Annotated in this window: 12 protein-coding genes and 2 CRISPR repeat arrays; of the genes, 5 read left to right on the top strand and 7 right to left on the bottom strand. The window is 37.5% G+C overall.

The window, feature by feature from the left end; translation table 11 throughout:
- Positions 1-3: 3 nt before the first annotated feature.
- From cmr4 to cas10, 3 genes are read right to left on the bottom strand one after another with little or no spacing between them, the layout of a single operon-like run.
- The gene (cmr4, locus tag ACFE93_RS14115; RefSeq protein WP_375473882.1) at positions 4-786 is read right to left on the bottom strand and encodes a type III-B CRISPR module RAMP protein Cmr4; all 783 of its coding nucleotides are present in this window, start codon (positions 784-786) and stop codon (positions 4-6) included.
- Between the two features lie 14 nt (positions 787-800).
- Positions 801-1919 carry a type III-B CRISPR module-associated Cmr3 family protein gene (locus tag ACFE93_RS14110; protein WP_375473881.1) on the bottom strand — a complete coding sequence of 373 codons (1119 nt, stop codon included), beginning with the start codon at positions 1917-1919 and terminating at the stop codon, positions 801-803.
- Complete coding sequence (gene cas10, locus ACFE93_RS14105; protein ID WP_375473880.1) at positions 1919-4939, bottom strand: type III-B CRISPR-associated protein Cas10/Cmr2; 3021 nt, start codon at positions 4937-4939, stop codon at positions 1919-1921. Before cas10 ends, ACFE93_RS14110 begins: the two co-directional genes overlap by 1 nt.
- Before the next feature lie 486 nt (positions 4940-5425).
- Positions 5426-5682: direct repeats of the CRISPR family, unit length 36 nt; unit sequence GTTTCCATTCAATTAATCTCCCCAGCGAGTGGGAAT.
- 74 nt (positions 5683-5756) lie between these two features.
- A CRISPR array of direct repeats spans positions 5757-6063; the repeat unit is 23 nt; unit sequence GTTTCCATTCAATTAATATCCCC.
- Positions 6064-6124: 61 nt separating this feature from the next.
- Here cas10 and ACFE93_RS14100 point away from each other — a divergent pair.
- A complete protein-coding gene (locus tag ACFE93_RS14100) occupies positions 6125-6799 on the top strand; it encodes a WYL domain-containing protein (RefSeq protein ID WP_375473879.1) in 675 nt (224 codons plus the stop codon).
- Between the two features lie 22 nt (positions 6800-6821).
- On the opposite strand, the gene cobO is transcribed toward ACFE93_RS14100, so the two are convergent.
- The 3 genes from cobO to ACFE93_RS14085 form a co-directional block, all read right to left on the bottom strand.
- A complete protein-coding gene (gene cobO, locus ACFE93_RS14095; protein ID WP_334818484.1) occupies positions 6822-7499 on the bottom strand; it encodes a cob(I)yrinic acid a,c-diamide adenosyltransferase in 678 nt (225 codons plus the stop codon).
- Positions 7500-7855: 356 nt separating this feature from the next.
- Complete coding sequence (locus ACFE93_RS14090; protein ID WP_375473878.1) at positions 7856-8311, bottom strand: GFA family protein; 456 nt, start codon at positions 8309-8311, stop codon at positions 7856-7858.
- A gap of 129 nt (positions 8312-8440) precedes the next feature.
- Positions 8441-9709 (bottom strand): plasmid pRiA4b ORF-3 family protein, encoded by a 1269-nt coding sequence (locus ACFE93_RS14085; RefSeq protein WP_375473877.1) that lies wholly within the window; start codon positions 9707-9709, stop codon positions 8441-8443.
- A gap of 194 nt (positions 9710-9903) precedes the next feature.
- On the opposite strand from ACFE93_RS14085, the gene ACFE93_RS14080 reads away from it, so the two are divergent.
- The 4 genes from ACFE93_RS14080 (at position 9904) to ACFE93_RS14065 (ending at position 17234) form a co-directional block, all read left to right on the top strand.
- Complete coding sequence (locus ACFE93_RS14080; RefSeq protein ID WP_375473876.1) at positions 9904-10440, top strand: nucleotidyltransferase family protein; 537 nt, start codon at positions 9904-9906, stop codon at positions 10438-10440.
- Between the two features lie 185 nt (positions 10441-10625).
- Positions 10626-15170 (top strand): AAA family ATPase, encoded by a 4545-nt coding sequence (locus ACFE93_RS14075; protein ID WP_375473875.1) that lies wholly within the window; start codon positions 10626-10628, stop codon positions 15168-15170.
- 54 nt (positions 15171-15224) lie between these two features.
- Positions 15225-16040 (top strand): sensor histidine kinase, encoded by an 816-nt coding sequence (locus ACFE93_RS14070; RefSeq protein ID WP_375473874.1) that lies wholly within the window; start codon positions 15225-15227, stop codon positions 16038-16040.
- A gap of 606 nt (positions 16041-16646) precedes the next feature.
- A complete protein-coding gene (locus ACFE93_RS14065; RefSeq protein WP_375473873.1) occupies positions 16647-17234 on the top strand; it encodes a nuclear transport factor 2 family protein in 588 nt (195 codons plus the stop codon).
- Positions 17235-17414: 180 nt separating this feature from the next.
- Here the strand turns inward: ACFE93_RS14065 and ACFE93_RS14060 are convergent, their stop codons facing one another.
- Positions 17415-17831, bottom strand: a complete 417-nt coding sequence (locus ACFE93_RS14060) for a hypothetical protein (RefSeq protein ID WP_375473872.1) — start codon at positions 17829-17831, stop codon at positions 17415-17417.
- Positions 17832-17908: the final 77 nt, after the last annotated feature.

The following is a 17908-nucleotide window of genomic DNA, read 5'->3' as shown; positions in this document are numbered from 1 at the left end:
TTTTTATATCCACTGCTGGACAAATCCTCGTCCTAAACTTTCTTGTCCGCCAATTTGTAAGATGCTATTAGCAGCTAATAAATTTCTAAAATCGGTGTAGGATTTTTGTGATGCTCCATTGGCTTGAGATGTAATTCCCCAAGGCAAGTACATTAAAGTATCTGGGGGAATTGCTTCTTCATAACGAAATCCTCCATCTACTGATTTATGTTCATCCAATTTAATTTTTACTTGTCGCCATAAACTCATTTGAATTAAGGTGGTACAATGTTGATCTGGTAGGATTAGCACGCGGTTAATAGCGCTAGTTTCTAATGTTTGAGGTACAAAATCCTTCCAGTTTGCCCACTGTTTTAAGTGTTCAGCTTTAATAATTGCATCTTTGAGGTAAACCGCAGATTGTCCATTAGTAAAATTACAGCTATATTCCGCAGGTATAGTTAAATTACAATCTTTTAAACGTTGCCAACGTTGTAATAACATGTGGCAACTAATCCAAACTACACTATGGCTCAAAGAAGGTACAGGTAGCCAAAGTATAGAAGCATCACCAATCCAAATATTACCTTGCTCTAATTGTTTACCATCTTTTAAATCATTGCCAAATAGTTTATCCTGTATGTCTTTATCTGTGACAGTTGACCGGATTTTACCCCGAATCGTACTTGAGGGAATGTAAGGTAAGTTAGTATGAGATTCACGGGCAATTCCCAGTAAATTACCTTCTTGAGTTGTGCCGCCTGTATGTAATGGAGAAAGCAAATATAAGTAGATATAGTCAATCATTGTTTTACCTATTTTTATTTGTATGTAAGCCAAAGTAACTCAGAATAGCCAAGTTTTCTCCAAGTATGTACTTTACTATTAGAATCATCTTGAAATAAAGCTTGGGGCTGATTCAAGTAATACAAGCTCCCTGGTGGGGCGGCGAATACTTGCGGCGCAGGAATACTTTTACTAGACTGCTCTTTATCTCGAAATCGACAACTTATCGGCACTGGCTTCTCTGTGGCTAAACTAACTAAATTTCCTGGTGTTTGATTAGTGTTCACCGTATACGCTAATTTCCATTCCCAAGGGAAAGCACGACACAAAGATGAATTATGTAAGTTATCTGTTTGTTTGCGTTCAAATACGCCAGGAGTAACCAAGTAAGCTATAGACTTATCACCTTGCTGAAAATTCTGCTGAGAAATCTTTTGCAGATTAGCCCATTGTTCCCCTAATTCATTGCACTGCTGAACTATGCTGCGATGTCCCTCTCCACCGAGCCGTACAGTGCTAGGAGTCTCAATTTCTGTATCTATGCCAATAGCTAAACTCCAGCCAGCATGAAGACGGATACCATTCTCGACAAAGTAACCATCCGCGTCTTTAACTTGCCTGCTTCCTTGTTCAATGGCGTTGTGAGAACGAGTTTCTACTGTCCAAGGTTTGTCTTCATGACTATCCTTAACGACTAACCAATCTTCTTCGTCTATTATTCCGGTTTTGAGATATTTGCTGATAACCTCGTAGGGCAGATACTGACGAAATTTTTTCTCTGTGGCAACAATCTCTACGTCGTCATCTGGAGGTGTTGATGCAGGTTTCACTAAAGGACAAGGTTGACTCCTGTCCCACAGGGCATTTCTTAAGTGAGATTTAGACTCCCATGCTAAAGGCATCAAAGGCATTGATTTAAAAAATCCCAGAGGACGAGGCAAGTAAAGCTTAACCCCTGTGTCAGTTTGGCGGCATAGAAAAGGCCCGACAAGACGAAAGTTTTTCTTTTCTGATAACAATCCGCGTAGTGCGCCGACAATACTGTGTCCATTAGGCGGAAATATACTGCCAGCCCATGCTCTCTCCCCTGGTGTGAAGGGTTTAGCATCTCGCAAAAGTAGTATATCTAGAGGAGTTAAGGTATACCAAAACATTAACAACCACCTCCTAGCTTGATTTCGCGGTTACGCTTGACGAAAGCTGCTAGCTTTAACCAGTTTTGGACTTCTGAATCTTTATTTTTCTGATGGGTGGTGTCCCACAAAGTTTTGAGAAACCCTGATAGAGCCTCCTGAAAATCTTTTTTGGCAAGTTCGTCTCCAAGAAATTGGTCACGGCGATCGCAAAACATTCTTGTCCAAGGTACTATTGCTTCTATGATTGGGGCGGGATGCTGACTCCAAAGTGTGGCTGCTTGTTCAAAAATAGCCGCCTCTGTTTGCAAAGCTGGGTTTGAGGTCAGGTTTTGCCACTCATGGAAAACATCAAATTTCGCTGTTGATTTCAAAATATTACCGTTCCCGTACAACACTCGCACTTGCACTGCGTCTTTGGCAACGCTTGCAGCAGATTTATGTTCTTTAGCTTCTTCTTCAGCTGACCAGAGGTTTTCCAGAGCGATCGCTAGTGGTACTGAATGATGGACAATGACTATACCAAAGCTAATAGTTGCTTTCTTGCCCATTGTGAATAAGGGTCGCTTGAACTCCGGTGGGCAAGTGGCTTCAACTTTATACTGCCAATAGTCGCCATCATTTTTAAATTCATCTTTGGGGTCTTGTTTACCCTGGAAACATTGACGAATATCCCACAACCAGTTATCCCATTCCCAAAGATTGGTGTAAGCCAAGACATCATCACCACCAGCATAAATTAAGCGTCCGGCGTAGCGTCGTTGAGTCAGGTAGGGAACCAGTTGATTGGAGAAGTCTAATAAAGCTCGGCTCAGGGCGCTGTGTGTACTCGGCCCCATGCGTTTTGGTAAATCTAAAAAGTTCTGGAAACTTTTTGAAGAAATAGATAATTCTGATGGAATGTAATCGCTATATTTTTGTAGGTTTTTGCCTTTTAGCCAATCACTCATACTATCACCGTCACCTGCTGCCAACACATACCAATCGGCGGGGTTGTTGTGAGGATAAAATTTGTCAATTATCTTTTGAATTTCACTGCGATATTTTATCTTGATTTCAAGAACTTTTCGCTGGATTTCTTGTTTATCGTCATCATCTGCATTTTTAAACTGGTCTTGCAGCTGTTGTAATTCTGTAGTTTTAGAGTCTTCTACTAACCAACCAGCATTAAGTAAACGAGGATGGTATTTGGGTGCATTGTCGTCATCTATCCAAGGGATTCCCCATTTGCTTCTCATCTCTTTAATAACAGACTCAGCCCAAGGGAATTTCTCTATAATTTTTTTACAAGCTTTGTTAAAATGCAATTCATGCTGATATTCTGCATCATAGACTTTAAGATATCCGGCAACACCGCCAGTTAAATCTGGGTAAGATGCTGCTATAGCATCCTCATTTCTTATATTTAACAACTCACTCAAAACTTTTGGTAAGCCTCGTTTGACTGTTTCCGTCGCATTCAATTGTTCTCTACCATCAAATAAACCGGCGTGTTGTTCCCAAAGTTTTTTAGTTTCCCCTTCTGTTATCCAGTCCTTTCCATCTTTACCGGGATTAACTACTGGGCCAATACCAGAAATTGTGGAACGAGGGCCAAAGGCTGTAAGGATTTCCCAATTGCGGGGATTTTTCACCGATGCTAAAGCATATCGGGTTTGGTCAAAAATATTTCCCCACCAAGAACCAACATTAGCGCTAAACCTTCTACTCTGTTTTTCCCAACGTTGTTGATATGCCTCGCGGAGAAATTCTAGTTCCGCCTGTTGAAAAAGTTTTTGTTTTCCACCCAAATTATAAGCTTCATTTTGGGCATTCAGCCAAATTTTAAATTCTACTTCTCTATCTTGAGGAATGGCAGCATTTTTCAGGTTTTCTCCTTCTTTCCCAATTGGTAAAGCAGTCCAATAAAACTGCCATTGGGATTGTAACCAACCCTGCCAAGTGCTACTTTCTAGTTGCAATTTTGGCATCCATTGGCGATTGGTTTGTAAATCTGCAAAAACTAACTTACTAATATCTCGCCATTCGTTTAGCAGCGTTTGTTTCGCTGTTTGCATGGCAGCTTGCACTTTATCTTTTGGTAGAATTAACACCAATACATTAGGAAATCCTGCGGTTAAGAGGGAATCTGCTTCTGGTTGATTTATCCATTGTTTAAACACTGGATATTTTTCTAATAACCAATGGTCAATTAAAGGCTGTTGGTAAAGACTGGGATAAAGTAGGCTATCAGGCCCGTATTGCTGCGCCAGTTTCCAGCAAACTTTAGCAGATAAATAGTGCAATAACCAAGAACCTGCCCAAAAGTCGCGCATTTTGCGGCTGGCTTTAATCAGTTCTTGCACTGGCGTAAAGCTAAAAACTGCCAAATAAGGATGGGATAATTCTTTGCCTGATGGCCATCTTTCTATATCTGCCATCGTCAAGTCGTACCCTGCTAAAGCACCAGCCAGCGATGCTGTAATACTTGCATGACTCCATATTGAACTATCTGGTAAGCGGGTTTCGGCTGGCATTAGCATTAAGGATGCATCGTCAAATTCTTGACAAGTAGCTTCTGGTAAACAACGCCACAACCACCAAAACAGCCCTTTTATATCTTTTTTTCCTTCAATATCTGTTTTCAAACATTCTGGTATAGCTTCTAACAGCTTTTGTTCTTTACTATTTAAGTAATCTTTGCGCTTTACCAACAGTTCTGAATGTGACTTAATTTTCCATTGCTGTTTTTCGCCAGAGAGCAAATGAGAGATTTCTAACCCTTTTTGAGAATTCTTTCCAGGTGCATAATTTATACTTTGGGCAACGCTGCCAATTGCACCTCTATCACTGGCCGAGGCGATGAAATCAGCTAAATGTATATGTTTTAAGATTTTACGCCCGGACTCTTCAGGATTATAGTTATTCTGCACCCAAGGTTGCATCACTTCTAATTGTTGCCAAAAGCTATTTTCACCGCGCCCAGTGTTATTATGTAACGCTTTTAGCACCGGATCATGGAGTAATCCCCATATTTTTGCTTGCCAGTATGGTTCTGACATCGGTGAATTCCTTTCTATGGTGTCCGGTTTGATTGTATAAATTTATATTAGGAATGTCCAATAATAGTCAATATTTACACAAAGATAGCTCAATGCCTCAATTTGCCTTCTGGCAAAGCTTTGAGATAATTGTTTCGATTTTATATAAATATTTTTTATTTTTTGACAAATGTAATCATTTGTGTAGTTTTCATTTTATTGAAATAGAATTCAGGAGTCAGGAGCCAGAATGGGCTAAACGCCCCGCTACCGCTAACAGCATGAATTCTGTGTGACTGGCGGATAGTGTAGCGGTAGCGAGTCCATGAGCGTCTGAATAAACGGGTTTAAAACCGCCACCAAATTGAAAATTGGGTGGTCAACAAGAAAGTGGGAAATTCAGACCCGTCACTAATTGATTCTGACTTCTGAATTCTTCTTCAATGATATTCCTCTGGAGTGAAAACTCCCCTTCAAAGCTTATTTAGCTTAAAATCCATCCGTTTCCATTTCATTCAATTAACATCCCCAGCGAGTGGGAATACCTTCGTATGACTTGCAAGTAGTCCCGGCTGACTACGAGTTTCCATTCAATTAATATCCCCAGCGAGTGGGAATTTAAAGACTATTCAGCTATTGGGCGGAAGCGTCATTAGTTTCCATTCAATTAATCTCCCCAGCGAGTGGGAATCTTCCTACAACTCCTATGGTGAACCTAACCCCCTTGGGTTTCCATTCAATTAATAACCCCAGCGAGTGGGAAATACTAAAAAGAAATATATCTCCGCAGAGAGTGTTTTTTAATATACAAAAAAGCTAATTTTACTTTTATTGTTGAGTTTCCATTCAATTAATATCCCCTGCGAGTGGGAATCCTTGAACGCGGCTATTTGTTTTCATCAAATAGCGACGTTTCCATTCAATTAATATCCCCGGCGAGTGGGAATTAGCTTTAAGTAATTTGGAACTAAGGCAGGTGATAGTTTCCATTCAATTAATATCCCCGGCGAGTGGGAATTATTTTATTCAAATCAATACTTATCAGAAACGATTGCAGTTTCCATTCAATTAATATCCCCAGCGAGTGGGAATGCGATCGCTACGAAAGTGAAGTTGACTTTGGTTTCCATTCAATTAATATCCCCATTTTTTTACCCTACCAGACAATATCTCAACCGCACAATAGTGTATTCTGACCCCGAAGAAATGGCTGAAAAGGGCAAAAATCAGGATACGTTATTTCACAAATTGCCTTTAGTAGAAACAGCCATTAGTCAGGGACAAGCCATAGAAATTTCTCGTGGTATTGACCTTTATGGCAACAATCGTATTGGGCCAATACACATTTTTCCCTTACAGCTAATCTACCAAGATATTGCTTGGTATCTCTTGTATGAATACTGTGAAAATGGGCATTTAGCAATCGGACGTTTAAACCGTTTCAGAAACCACTGTAAAACTCTTACTATACCTCCTCGTGGCTTAGAATTACAGAGAATTAGCCTCAATAAGGCTTACCAACTACTAGAAAATGGTTGGGGGTTGAACTTAGGCGATCTGGAATCTCAAAAATTAGAACTCCAAGGAAGTTTAGAGTTAACCAAAGTTGAAGTTCGTTTTTTTCCTCCGATGACAGGATTTATTTTGGAAGGAGAACGTCGCCATCCCAAACAAAAAGTTACCCCTGGAATTATTGACAAGACTACTGGTAAACCTAGCTATGTAATTTATACAATTGATTTGCCAAATCGCTCTTTAGACGAGTTTAGTTTATGGATTTATCGTCACATGGATAAAGCTCAAATGCTTTCACCTTCTGTATTAGTAAATAAGCACCGTCAAGCAGCGATCGCTTTAGCTACACGTTATTCTGAATTCTGAGTTCTGAGTTCTGAATTTTGATTCAATACTCAATTCCCGGTTGTGCTTTCACACCTTGATCGCGGAAAGGGTGCTTAACTAGAGTCATTTCAGTTACTAAGTCAGCACGCTCAATTAAAGCAGGTGGTGCGCCTCTACCTGTGAGAATAACGTGCTTGTTAGCGGGTTTTTGGGCCAAACCCGCTAAAACGTCTTCTACTGGTAAGTAAGCCATTTTGAGGGCGATATTGATTTCGTCTAACAATACCAGTTGAAAGTCTGGATTGCGGATGTATTCTAATGATTTTTCCCAGGCGGCGCTAGCTTTGTCAAGATCGCGATCGCGGTCTTGAGTTTCCCAGGTAAAGCCTTCACCCATTGCATGAAATTCTATCTGGTCTTCCCAATAGCTGAAAACCCTTTTTTCGGAAGGTTCCCAGCTACCTTTGATAAATTGGACGATCGCTACTTTATACCCATGACCGAGCGATCGCAATACCATCCCCAAAGCCGCAGTAGTTTTACCTTTACCGTTACCAGTATTTACAATAATTAACCCTTTTTCTGGTACAGCTTCTGCTATGCGTTTGTCTTGCACTTCTTTGCGTCGCTGCATCTTTTTGCGGTACTGTTCATCAGTCAGAGATGAAGACATTACCTCATCAATCAAGCGCCCAATTTGTTGGTCTGGGTTCAATTCTTGCGGTGTATCGTTTTTCATCAAGCTTGTCTAGAAATAACTGTTAAAAGTGTTGAAAATGAACCAAAATCGCCTTACTTATCTAATTTCACTTAAATTACTTGATTGAAAATATCCAGTAAGTTTTCATGTGAAATATTAATAGTGTGTTTGCTTTATTAATGATTTGCAGACAAGTGGAATATATATGATACACAAGTTGAACTTATAATTTGAGTTTACTATTACTTTTTTAAATAATTTAATATGTTCCTTAAAGCACTTTCCCAGTAAAATATTATCATTATCTTCTTTGCTACAGTCATGAGTTAGACTAACAACCAAGGGCATTGATTTAAGTGTCAGGAAGATGATGTCTAATATCAGGAGTTATGCATTTATGGATGTTGTTGTTTCCATTTTTCCCATAAAGCCTGCGTATCTTTTGGTTGCCCGTCATAGTTGAGCAATTGGTCTGAAATTATCACCCATGATTGGGCACTACGTGTCCAAATATTACCCACTGGGCGTAACCAACTGGTATCATCTAAGGTTCCAGCTTTGACATTGATAGTATTTGGGTTGTAAGTCCGTTCATGGAACAATCGCGTTCCGCAGTCGCCACAGAACAGGTTGTTTACTTCACGTCCACTATCAGTTTTCCGAGTCCAAGCTTTCGGTTTTCCCTGAACAATTACAACAGCATCTCGTAATACTGTAAGAGACATACCAAAGGCACTAGACGATTGTTTCTGACACTCCTTGCAGTGGCATAAGTATAGGGTTAAAGGTTGAGCATGAATTTCATAACGAATCTGTCCACATTGACAACCTCCAGTATATGGAAGATTCACAGCTTTTATCTCCTGACAATTTGTATGACTTTATTGTAACTAAAACTATTTAATCTTAAAGCGGGTTTTAGTAGACACAAACAAAAGACACGAGGAAATTTTCATTATCTACACTTTTCTAAATCTTCCTCATCCTTCATCTTCATCCAATTCATCATCCTCACTCCAATACTGTTGAGGTGCATTTCCGTAAACCTCTAAAATCTTCGGCTTCTTGATTTTGTTATCAGGTGGATTAATAGCTTCTAACTGCACATCAAATTTCCAGTTGTCACCAAAATCATAAAGATAGGTCATTTTAGCACCTGGTTTTAGAGACAAATCACCAATCTGCACTTGGTCGGCAAATGGGGGTGTTTCCATGTAGGCATGACCGATTTTTATTATGCGACCAAAATGGTCTTTATAACTAAACTCGTACAGGTGATCGTAATCAAAGTCAAAAGCATCGAGAATTATCTCTGCTAACCAGCTTAATGGTTTTTTTGCTGGTATGGCAATGCGTCGCCAAGCCTTAACAAGGGATACTTTGAAAATATAAATACCATCAATGAAGCCTTGCTTGGGAACAAGTAAATTATGCTCCCATTCGGGAAAAAATGGTTGAAAATGTGACTGCAATTTTCCAAAATTTATATTTACGTCATCCTGTAATTCTCCTCGTATACCTAATGGAAAGAGGAATTGCAACAGAGCATCACCAAAGGGTAAGCGTTGTAAACTAGTAATGCGCCACCCCTTGCCTTCTTGTGGTTTCCCATGTTTGATAGATAACAATCCAAATAATTCTAAAAGGGCAATATTATGCAGTCCAGGGTAATAACTAATATTGTTTTGATCTTCATATTTAGGAAATTTGAAACCTTTATCGGGAACGCGAGGCCAAAGTTGAATACATCTAAATAAATTCCCGAATGAATCTTGATGTTCGCCCAAAACTTCGTTATTTCCCCAAATCAACCAAGCTTCTAATAAGTTAAAATAGCGTTCGGTTGGATTGAGGCTTGACCATGATTGCAAAGTTGCTGCTTCTAAAACTAAAAACTGCTTCTTCCCTTGGGATTTAATTTGGGCTATTCCAGAACTGCGTAATAACAGATATAGTCCATTAATGTATGGGTATGATTTCTGTACGGGGCGTTTGAGTTTGGTTTCAATTGGGTGACTTAACCGAGAATTAACTTCTGATAGTACTTTTAACGGTAAAAGATTATTAACACTACTAACTTCTACTCCATTTGGTTGTAATAAATCTATCAGAGTTTGAAAGTCATGCAGAATCGTACCGGGTTGATTTTCATCAATACTGAGTTCTTGTAAGAGTTTTTGTTGTGACTCTGTTAGGAAAGGCAGTTCAGGATTGAGTGTGCGTTCTAGTCGCGCAAATAAATCTTCCATAAATAAAAATTCTAAATTCTAAATTCACAATTTCACCTTCTGTTTAACCTGTTTTATTTATACTATTACTACAGAGTTTCTCCTGATAAACATTGAACTGCAAAGTGTCACAACAGGATTATCAACACCGTAAGTTTAATGAAATATGAATGATAATATTTTCGCCTTCTACTTGACAATCCCAGGAATTTGATATGAATAGTAACACTCGCTTACAGATGATTTTAGCTGATACACGTATTAATACAGTATTAAGAGCGATCGCTCAACTAAATCTACCTAATTGGTGGTTAGCCGGGGGTGCAGTCCGAAACACCGCTTGGTCTTCAATTTTTGGCAATGACTGTGGGTTAGGTATTAAAGATTTTGATATTGCATTCTTTGATATAGAGGGAAACCGTTCCCAAGAACTAGCAGCAAAGGCGACTCTCACAGAACAATTTCCTGATGACGAGTTTGATGTCAAAAATCAAGCCAGTTTTGCTCGCTGGCGTCTTGGTAGCAGACCTTATACTAGTACAGAGGATGGCATCACAGATTGGCTGCACACCGCTACGGCTGTGGGAGTTCGACTAAATACCCAAGGACAATGGCAATTTTTCACACCTTACGGGTTAGACGACCTATTTGATGGCATTATTCGACCTACGCCAACGCATACTTATAATTTAGATGCCCATAATAAGGCATCTGGATTTTTACAGAAATGTCCTTATCTGCGGTTGGCGTAAAAGTTACAATCAGATTTTAGCCATTAGTTTCCGTTACAAGGAAATAATCGCTTTTTAATTTACAACCCTTGGATACTGAAGCGCAATGTTAATAATTTTCTACGTACTGGGAATAATTAAACTAGAATCCCTTTCACGATAGAACAGGGATGATGCTAATTTTATAACTTTATAGTCAAAAATCAATGCCAAATCGTACTGGATACCAAATCAACTCGACTCTCCACGAAGGAATCCAAACAATTATTTATCAAGTACAAACGCCAAAGACGCAACAGCGAGTTATCCTCAAGCTGCTTAAAAATGAATATCCTACTCTCGAAGCCTTTACTCGCCTTAAAAATGAGTATCAAATTCAGCAAGGTTTAGACCATCCTAATATAGTTAAAGCTATTAGTATAGAAACTTTTGAAAACCGTGTAGGACTGTTGTTAGAAGACTTTGGTGGTCAGTCTTTAGCTCAACTGCTACAAACAAAAAAACTTGACTTAATTAACCATTTAAATATTGCTATTCAACTGACTAAAGCTTTAGATTATTTGCATAATAACCAGATTATTCATAAAGATATCAAACCCAATAACATCATAATTAACTCCCAGACAGGTATTGTTAAACTCGCTGACTTTGGTATAGCCTCCCGTCTCAATAAAGAAAATCCCCAATTTAATAACCCTAACTGCGTTGAAGGCACACTTGCCTATATGTCTCCCGAACAAACTGGGAGAATGAATCGCATTCTTGATTATCGCACCGACTTTTATTCCCTTGGCGTGACTTTATATGAAATGCTCACTGATAAAATACCATTTTTTAGCCAAGATCCTCTAGAAGTAGTTTATAGCCACATTGCTGTTCAAGCAATAAACCCGCAATCATTAAATTCACAAATTCCTACTGCTGTCTCTGAAATTGTGATGAAGCTGATAGCGAAAAATGCAGAAGATAGATATCAAAGTGCGACAGGATTATTAGCAGATTTAAAATTATGTCTCAAGCAGTTAGAAACGAAGGGAATCATTACTGATTTTGTTCCAGGTCGTTTAGATATATTGAGTCAGTTATTAATTCCTCAAAAATTATATGGTCGTGAAGAACAAGTTAATGAACTTTTAGCTGCATTTGAGCGAGTTACATCTGGAACTAGTGAAATGATGCTAGTTTCTGGTTATTCTGGGATTGGGAAATCAGTTCTAGTCAATGAAGTTAATAAACCAATTACTCGCAGACAAGGATACTTTATTTCTGGTAAATTTGACCAGTTAAAACGAAATATACCTTATGCTTCTTTAATCCAAGCATTTGCTTACTTAATGCGGTGTTTGCTGACCGAGAATAATGAAAAAATAGAAATATGGCGTCATAAAATATTATCAGCTTTAGGAACAAATGGAAAAGTTATTACTGACGTAATTCCAGAAGTAGAATTAATCATCGGTACACAGCCGGAAGTTGCCCAAATTGGTGCAACAGAATCACAAAACCGTTTCAATCATGTTTTTAAAGAATTTATCCAAGTTTTTACTCAAAAAGAACACCCATTAGTTATATTTTTAGACGATTTACAATGGGCAGATTCTGCCACTTTAAATCTAATTCAACTGCTAATAACTGATACCGATAGCAAATACTTTTTATTTATTGGTGCATATAGGGATAATGAAGTTAGTTCAGCACATCCTTTAATCCAAAAGATAGAAGAAATTAAAAATAGTGGCACAGTTGTTAATAATCTTGTACTGCAACCTTTAAATTTAGATAATGTAACTCAGCTAGTTAGCGAAACTCTTCAAGAAATAGAGGTGAAGCCCGGGGTCTTTAAAAAGGAAATTATTCAGCTAGCTGAGTTAATTTGTAACAAAACAGGTGGCAACCCATTTTTTATAACACAACTAATTCAGGCACTTCATCAAGAAAAACTATTAACATTTGATTTTAATAATGCTAAATGGCAATGGAGTCTAAAGGATATTCAGGCAATTGGAATTACCGATAAAAATGTAGTTGAGTTAGTTGCCAGTAGAGTTGAAAAATTACCAAAGTTCACCCAAGATGTTTTAAAATTAGCAGCGTGCGTAGGTGACAGATTTAGCTTGGATGTTTTATCGATAGTCAATGAAAAATCACCTTCTTTGACAGCCAATGATTTACACTCAGCTTTGCAAGCGGGATTAATTTTGCCTTTAAGTGAAGCTTACCGCATTCCTTTAGTTTTTAATCAAGAAGAAGCAGTTAATTTAAATTTCGACACTTCACGGGTGGGTTACAAGTTCTTGCATGACAGAGTACAACAAGCAGCATATTCCTTAATTCCAGAAGAACTAAAGAAATCTACTCACCTGAGAATTGGGCAATTGCTTCTCCAAAATATACCTAAAGAGGAAATAGAAGCTAATATTTTTGATATTGTCAATCAGTTGAATGTAGGTATTGTTAACCTGATAGAGCAATCTGAAAAAACTGAATTGGCACGATTAAATTTAATTGCTGGACAAAAAGCTAAAGCTTCTACAGCTTACGAAGCGGCTCTTAAGTACTTCACAAATGGGATAGAACTTTTAAATATAGACGCTTGGCAAACTGAATATACCTTAAGCATCGGTTTATATGAAGGAGCCGCAGAGGTAGCCTATCTGGGCGGTGATTTTGAGCAAATGCAAAAATGGGCTGAGGTGGTGCAGCAAGAAGCCAAAATTCTTTTAGATAAAGTGAAAGTCTATGAAGTACAGATTATCGCTTCTATAATTCAAAGCAAGCAACTAGAAGCCATCAAAATAGCAGTATTAATTCTGCAATTGTTAGGAATAAGTTTTCCAGACGAACCGACATCAACTGATATTCAGCAGGGGATGGATGAAATTGCTACTTCTTTGAAGGGAAAAGCCATTGCAGATTTAATTAACTTACCATTAATGACTGATCCTAACAAGATTGCAGCTATGAGAATTTTAATGGGAGTTCTCCCTGCGGCTTTTCAAACTGCTCCGGCAATGATGCCAATTATCGTTTGTAAAATGGTCAAATTGTCCTTAAAGTATGGAAATACGGCTGTATCTGCCTATGGTTATAGTCTTTATGGATTACTTCTTTGTGGAATTCAAGGAGAAATTGATTCTGGCTATGAATTTGGGAAATTAGCTTCACGCCTGGTGTCACAATTTAATGCTGAAGAACTTAAGGCTAAGATTTTGACGGTTGTTAGTGCCCATGTTATGCATTGGAAAGAGCATGTTGGAGAGACATTAACATCATCAGTGTCAGGATATTCTAGTGGTCTGGAAACTGGAGATTTAGAATATGCTGGTTATTGTGGTTACATTTATCCCTATCATTCATTTTGGCTGGGTAAAGAACTTTGGGTTCTAGAAAAAGAACTGATAGCTTATTGTGATTCGTTGAAAAAAATCAATCAACAAGTAGCTTTAACTTGGAACTCAGTGTATTTGCAAACAGTTCTGAACTTGAAAGGAAGTTTTGAAAATGTGGATTGTTTAATTGGAGAAGCCTACGACGAGCAAAGTATGCTGCCAATTCATCAGCAAGTAAACGACCTTTACACAATTAACCATTTATTTGTTAATAAACTAATGCTCTCTTACATATTTGGGAAGTATTTTAAAGCTGTAGAAAATGCTGCGATCGCAGAAAAATCTTTAAGTGGTGTTACAGGGTTGTTTGTTGTTCCAGTGTTTTATTTTTACGATTCTTTAGCCCACTTAGCTATTTATCATACTGCTAAAGAGTCTGAGAAGCAAGCTATTCTAGAAAAAGTCCAAGCTAATCAGCAAAAGATGGAACTCTGGGCTACTCATGCTCCCACCAATCACTTACACAGATTTTATCTCGTGGAAGCAGAACGGTATCAGGTTTTGGGTCAAAAGCTAGAAGCAATGGACTATTATGAAAACTCTATTGCCAAATCTCAAGCAAACGGTTTTCTCCAAGAAGAAGCTTTAGCCTATGAGTTAGCTGGAAAATTCTATCAGTCTCTAGGTAAAGAATTAATTCATCAAACTTATATAACTAAAGCATATTATGCCTATATTCGTTGGGGTGCGATCGCTAAAGTTAAACACTTAGAATTAAAGTATGTTTTTCTAGTAGGACAAACTACTACCATAGAAAACACTAGTTCAAAACTTGATACAACTCATATTACCATTAATACTACTACCAATAGCAGCTTGAGCGATTTTCTAGATTTTAATGCATTCATCAAGTTTTCACAAGCGATTACTAATGAAATTGTTTTAGAAAATTTATTGGGTAAGCTGATCCAAATTTTACTAGAAAATGCTGCCGCCCAAAAAGCAGTACTACTCCTACTTAAAGATAACCACCTGTATATTGAAGCTTCTGGAAATGCTACTGACGATGTGGTGACGCTTTTACGTTCTATTCCTATTGAAACCTATCAAGATTTACCGCTGTCTGTGATTAATTATGTTCTCCGAACCCAGCAATATCTTGTATTAAATGATGCAATAATTACAGAGCCTTTTAATTTTGATATCTATATCCAAAAATCTCAAACAAAATCAATCTTTTGTTTGCCCATTATGTATCAATCACAGCTTACTGGTATTATTTATTTAGAAAACCAGTTATCATCAGGAGCTTTTGTTCTAGAAAGGGTAGAGGTATTAAAAGTCTTAGTTTCTCAAATGGCTATTGCAATAGAAAATGCCAGTTTGTACACAAGGGCGCAAGAGAAATCTCAAAAATTATAACAATCTATAAAAGATTTACAAGAGGCACAACTACAACTTATCCAAAGTGAGAAAATGTCTTCTCTGGGTAATTTAGTTGCAGGTGTAGCACACGAAATAAATAACCCCATTGGTTTTATTACAGGTAGTATTACCCAAGCAAAAGATATTGTTAAAGATTTAATAGACTATCTGCAACTGTATCGAGAAAAATTCCCCAATCCTGGCCCTGAAATTGAAGAAAAAGCTGAAGAGATAGATATAGATTTCCTGCTAAAGGATTTACCAAAAATGATTGATGGTATGACAGTAGGGACACAGGGCATTCGTAATATTAGTACCTCTCTCCGTACTTTTTCTCGTGCTGATACTACCTCTAAAGTATTAGCTAATATCCATGAAGGTATTGATAGTACTTTAATGATTTTACAACATCGTCTGAAAGCTGATCATAATCGTCCAGCAATTAAGATTATTAAGCAGTATGCAGATATCCCATCAGTAAAATGCTATTTGGGACAATTGAATCAGGTGTTTATGAATATTATTGCAAATGCAATCGATGCTTTAGAAGAAGCAAATATCGGTCGTGATTTTTTAGAAATTCAAGAAAAGTATCCTAATATTATTACTATTGAGACTTATCTACAAGTAGATAATGACAAGGTGGTAATTGAGATTAAAGATAATGCCAAAGGAATGCCTGAAGCAGTTAAAGAATGCATTTTTGAAAATTTATTTACTACCAAATGTGTAGGAAAAGGTACGGGATTAGGATTATCTATTAGTCGGCAAATTATAGTTGAAAATCATGGTGGAAATTTGATTTGTGAATCAGTCTTGGGACAAGGAACACAATTTATAATTTCTATTCCCATTTTAGGAGAATAAGGAATTTTTGATAGTTGTAACCGCAAATTCTCACCTTCTCCAAGAAGTTGAGCAGCTTATCACGAATCTTCCAGGATTGCTAGAGTAATTTTATCTAATTTCTGAAAATTGGTAAACTTATACCAATTCAATTAATGATTGCAACACATCCTTGGGTAAAGACGCGATGAATCGCTACAAATGATCTATTTGTCGCATTCTTTTTTCAAATTGGTATTAAATTCATTTTGCTGTTAATCAAACTATGTAAGTAGTAACTTTATTACTTAATCAAATCAACACAAACTTAGTCGGAATTAACACTTGTAGCTTATTAATTAACTGTTATAACTAATTGTATACATCACATCTTGTACATACTAGCTTTATCATTTACTAGAAAAGAGCTTTTCTAGCAAATATAAAACATAATCGCTAGCAAAATCTACAAGTATATTGGTAGTTTTCACAAGCTAAAAGTTATTAGCCAAAACTTTAGTTTGTAGGAAAGTACAAAATGCGAAAATTGTAAACAATTAAGGAAGTCATCTTGTGGAAAAAAGAAGAGAAAATAGGGGAATAGTTTCAAAGGCTATTTCGTTCCTGTTAAATCGTATAACTTTGATTGTGCTTGCAGTCACTATTGTGCTGTTTGTTGGAGGTAGGTTTGAACTAGCAAGTGCAGCTCAACCTAACGCGGAACTAGAAATTCAAAAATTAACATCTTGTTACTCTTTGGGAACTGATGCTATTGGTAGAGGAAATCTACTTGAGGGAAAGAAGATTTATCGAGATTGTTTTACTCAAGATTCAGTCCTCACTGCTATTTTTCCTGATGGGGCAAGTGAAACACGTTATGGCACAGATTCTTGGGCAGATTTTGTCTATTCAGTATTTCAAGGAAATGGTTATACAGCTACTCAACATTTGATGGGTACAATAAACATTTCAGTTCAAAATAATCAAGCAACGATGACTTCTTACCTCCATGCGACTCACAAACGCTCGGAAACCAGTATTGATGTCGCTAATGGCACTTATGAAGATCAAGTCGTTAACAGAAATGGACGCTGGAAAATTCGTAATCGTACCCTTAAACTCATTGATTTCTTGAATCTCAGTTCGCCAACTACTGCTTCTTCAAGTACTAATGCTCGAAGTACTAATTCCTCAGCTACCTTTGTAAGACCAAATATACCTCGTTTAAAAGAATAATTCTTTAGATTGGAATAACACTAATACGCGTTGGATAAGTATTATTTACCTCCCTGATGACCTGAAAAAAGGGGTGAATTCAAATATTCACCCCTTTTTTTTGCCACTTGTTCAAAACATAGTACAAGATAAAATACAGTTCTGAATTCAAGAATTTTAAACTTTAGCAAACCTTTGTAGTCAGCCTTTATTCTGTTTAATGTATGAATATAGAAATTCGCGATCGCTCCGAGGATTTACAATTAAGCATGGACTATTACCGTGATTTCCATTACTGACAATAACAACAGTAATACCCATTCGTGGACAAACTCCTAAACAACTGGTGCTAACAACCCGAAATTCACCCCATAATCCCTCAAATTTTAAACGAGATTTCAACCAATTCTCTAAATCTTCGGAAGCGGTTGAGCCTGACTGCTCGTTTGCACATTGTGAACACACAAGCACCAAACCAGATTCCCATCGGGGAGAAACGGTTGGAATAGAAGTTTCTAATCGATAATTTATTAAGGGCGATGGTTGCTGAGAATTAGATGCAGACCTTTTGAGGATATATTTGAGCAATCTCCTAATACGCTGGATCAGTTTTTTCATGGACAACCCCACCTATTTCTCTGACAGGATAGTGTAAATTTCCTGTTTAGTCTGTTCTACTAGAACGCCCAATAAAT

Origin of the sequence: uncultured Nostoc sp. (assembly GCF_964247315.1) — a bacterium.
Classification (GTDB): Bacteria; Cyanobacteriota; Cyanobacteriia; order Cyanobacteriales; family Nostocaceae; genus Nostoc.
Note: the sequence above shows the minus strand (reverse complement) of the source record. Positions and strands in the feature narration are given on the sequence as shown.

What these genes read in the sequence shown, in the direction of transcription:
- cmr4 (WP_375473882.1), bottom strand. Translation starts at nt 786, where the DNA reads ATGATTGACTATATCTACTTATATTTGCTTTCTCCATTACATACAGGC.
- ACFE93_RS14110 (WP_375473881.1), bottom strand. Translation starts at nt 1,919, where the DNA reads ATGTTTTGGTATACCTTAACTCCTCTAGATATACTACTTTTGCGAGAT.
- cas10 (WP_375473880.1), bottom strand. Translation starts at nt 4,939, where the DNA reads ATGTCAGAACCATACTGGCAAGCAAAAATATGGGGATTACTCCATGAT.
- ACFE93_RS14100 (WP_375473879.1), top strand. Translation starts at nt 6,125, where the DNA reads ATGGCTGAAAAGGGCAAAAATCAGGATACGTTATTTCACAAATTGCCT.
- cobO (WP_334818484.1), bottom strand. Translation starts at nt 7,499, where the DNA reads ATGAAAAACGATACACCGCAAGAATTGAACCCAGACCAACAAATTGGG.
- ACFE93_RS14085 (WP_375473877.1), bottom strand. Translation starts at nt 9,709, where the DNA reads ATGGAAGATTTATTTGCGCGACTAGAACGCACACTCAATCCTGAACTG.
- ACFE93_RS14080 (WP_375473876.1), top strand. Translation starts at nt 9,904, where the DNA reads ATGAATAGTAACACTCGCTTACAGATGATTTTAGCTGATACACGTATT.
- ACFE93_RS14075 (WP_375473875.1), top strand. Translation starts at nt 10,626, where the DNA reads ATGCCAAATCGTACTGGATACCAAATCAACTCGACTCTCCACGAAGGA.
- ACFE93_RS14070 (WP_375473874.1), top strand. Translation starts at nt 15,225, where the DNA reads ATGTCTTCTCTGGGTAATTTAGTTGCAGGTGTAGCACACGAAATAAAT.
- ACFE93_RS14060 (WP_375473872.1), bottom strand. Translation starts at nt 17,831, where the DNA reads ATGAAAAAACTGATCCAGCGTATTAGGAGATTGCTCAAATATATCCTC.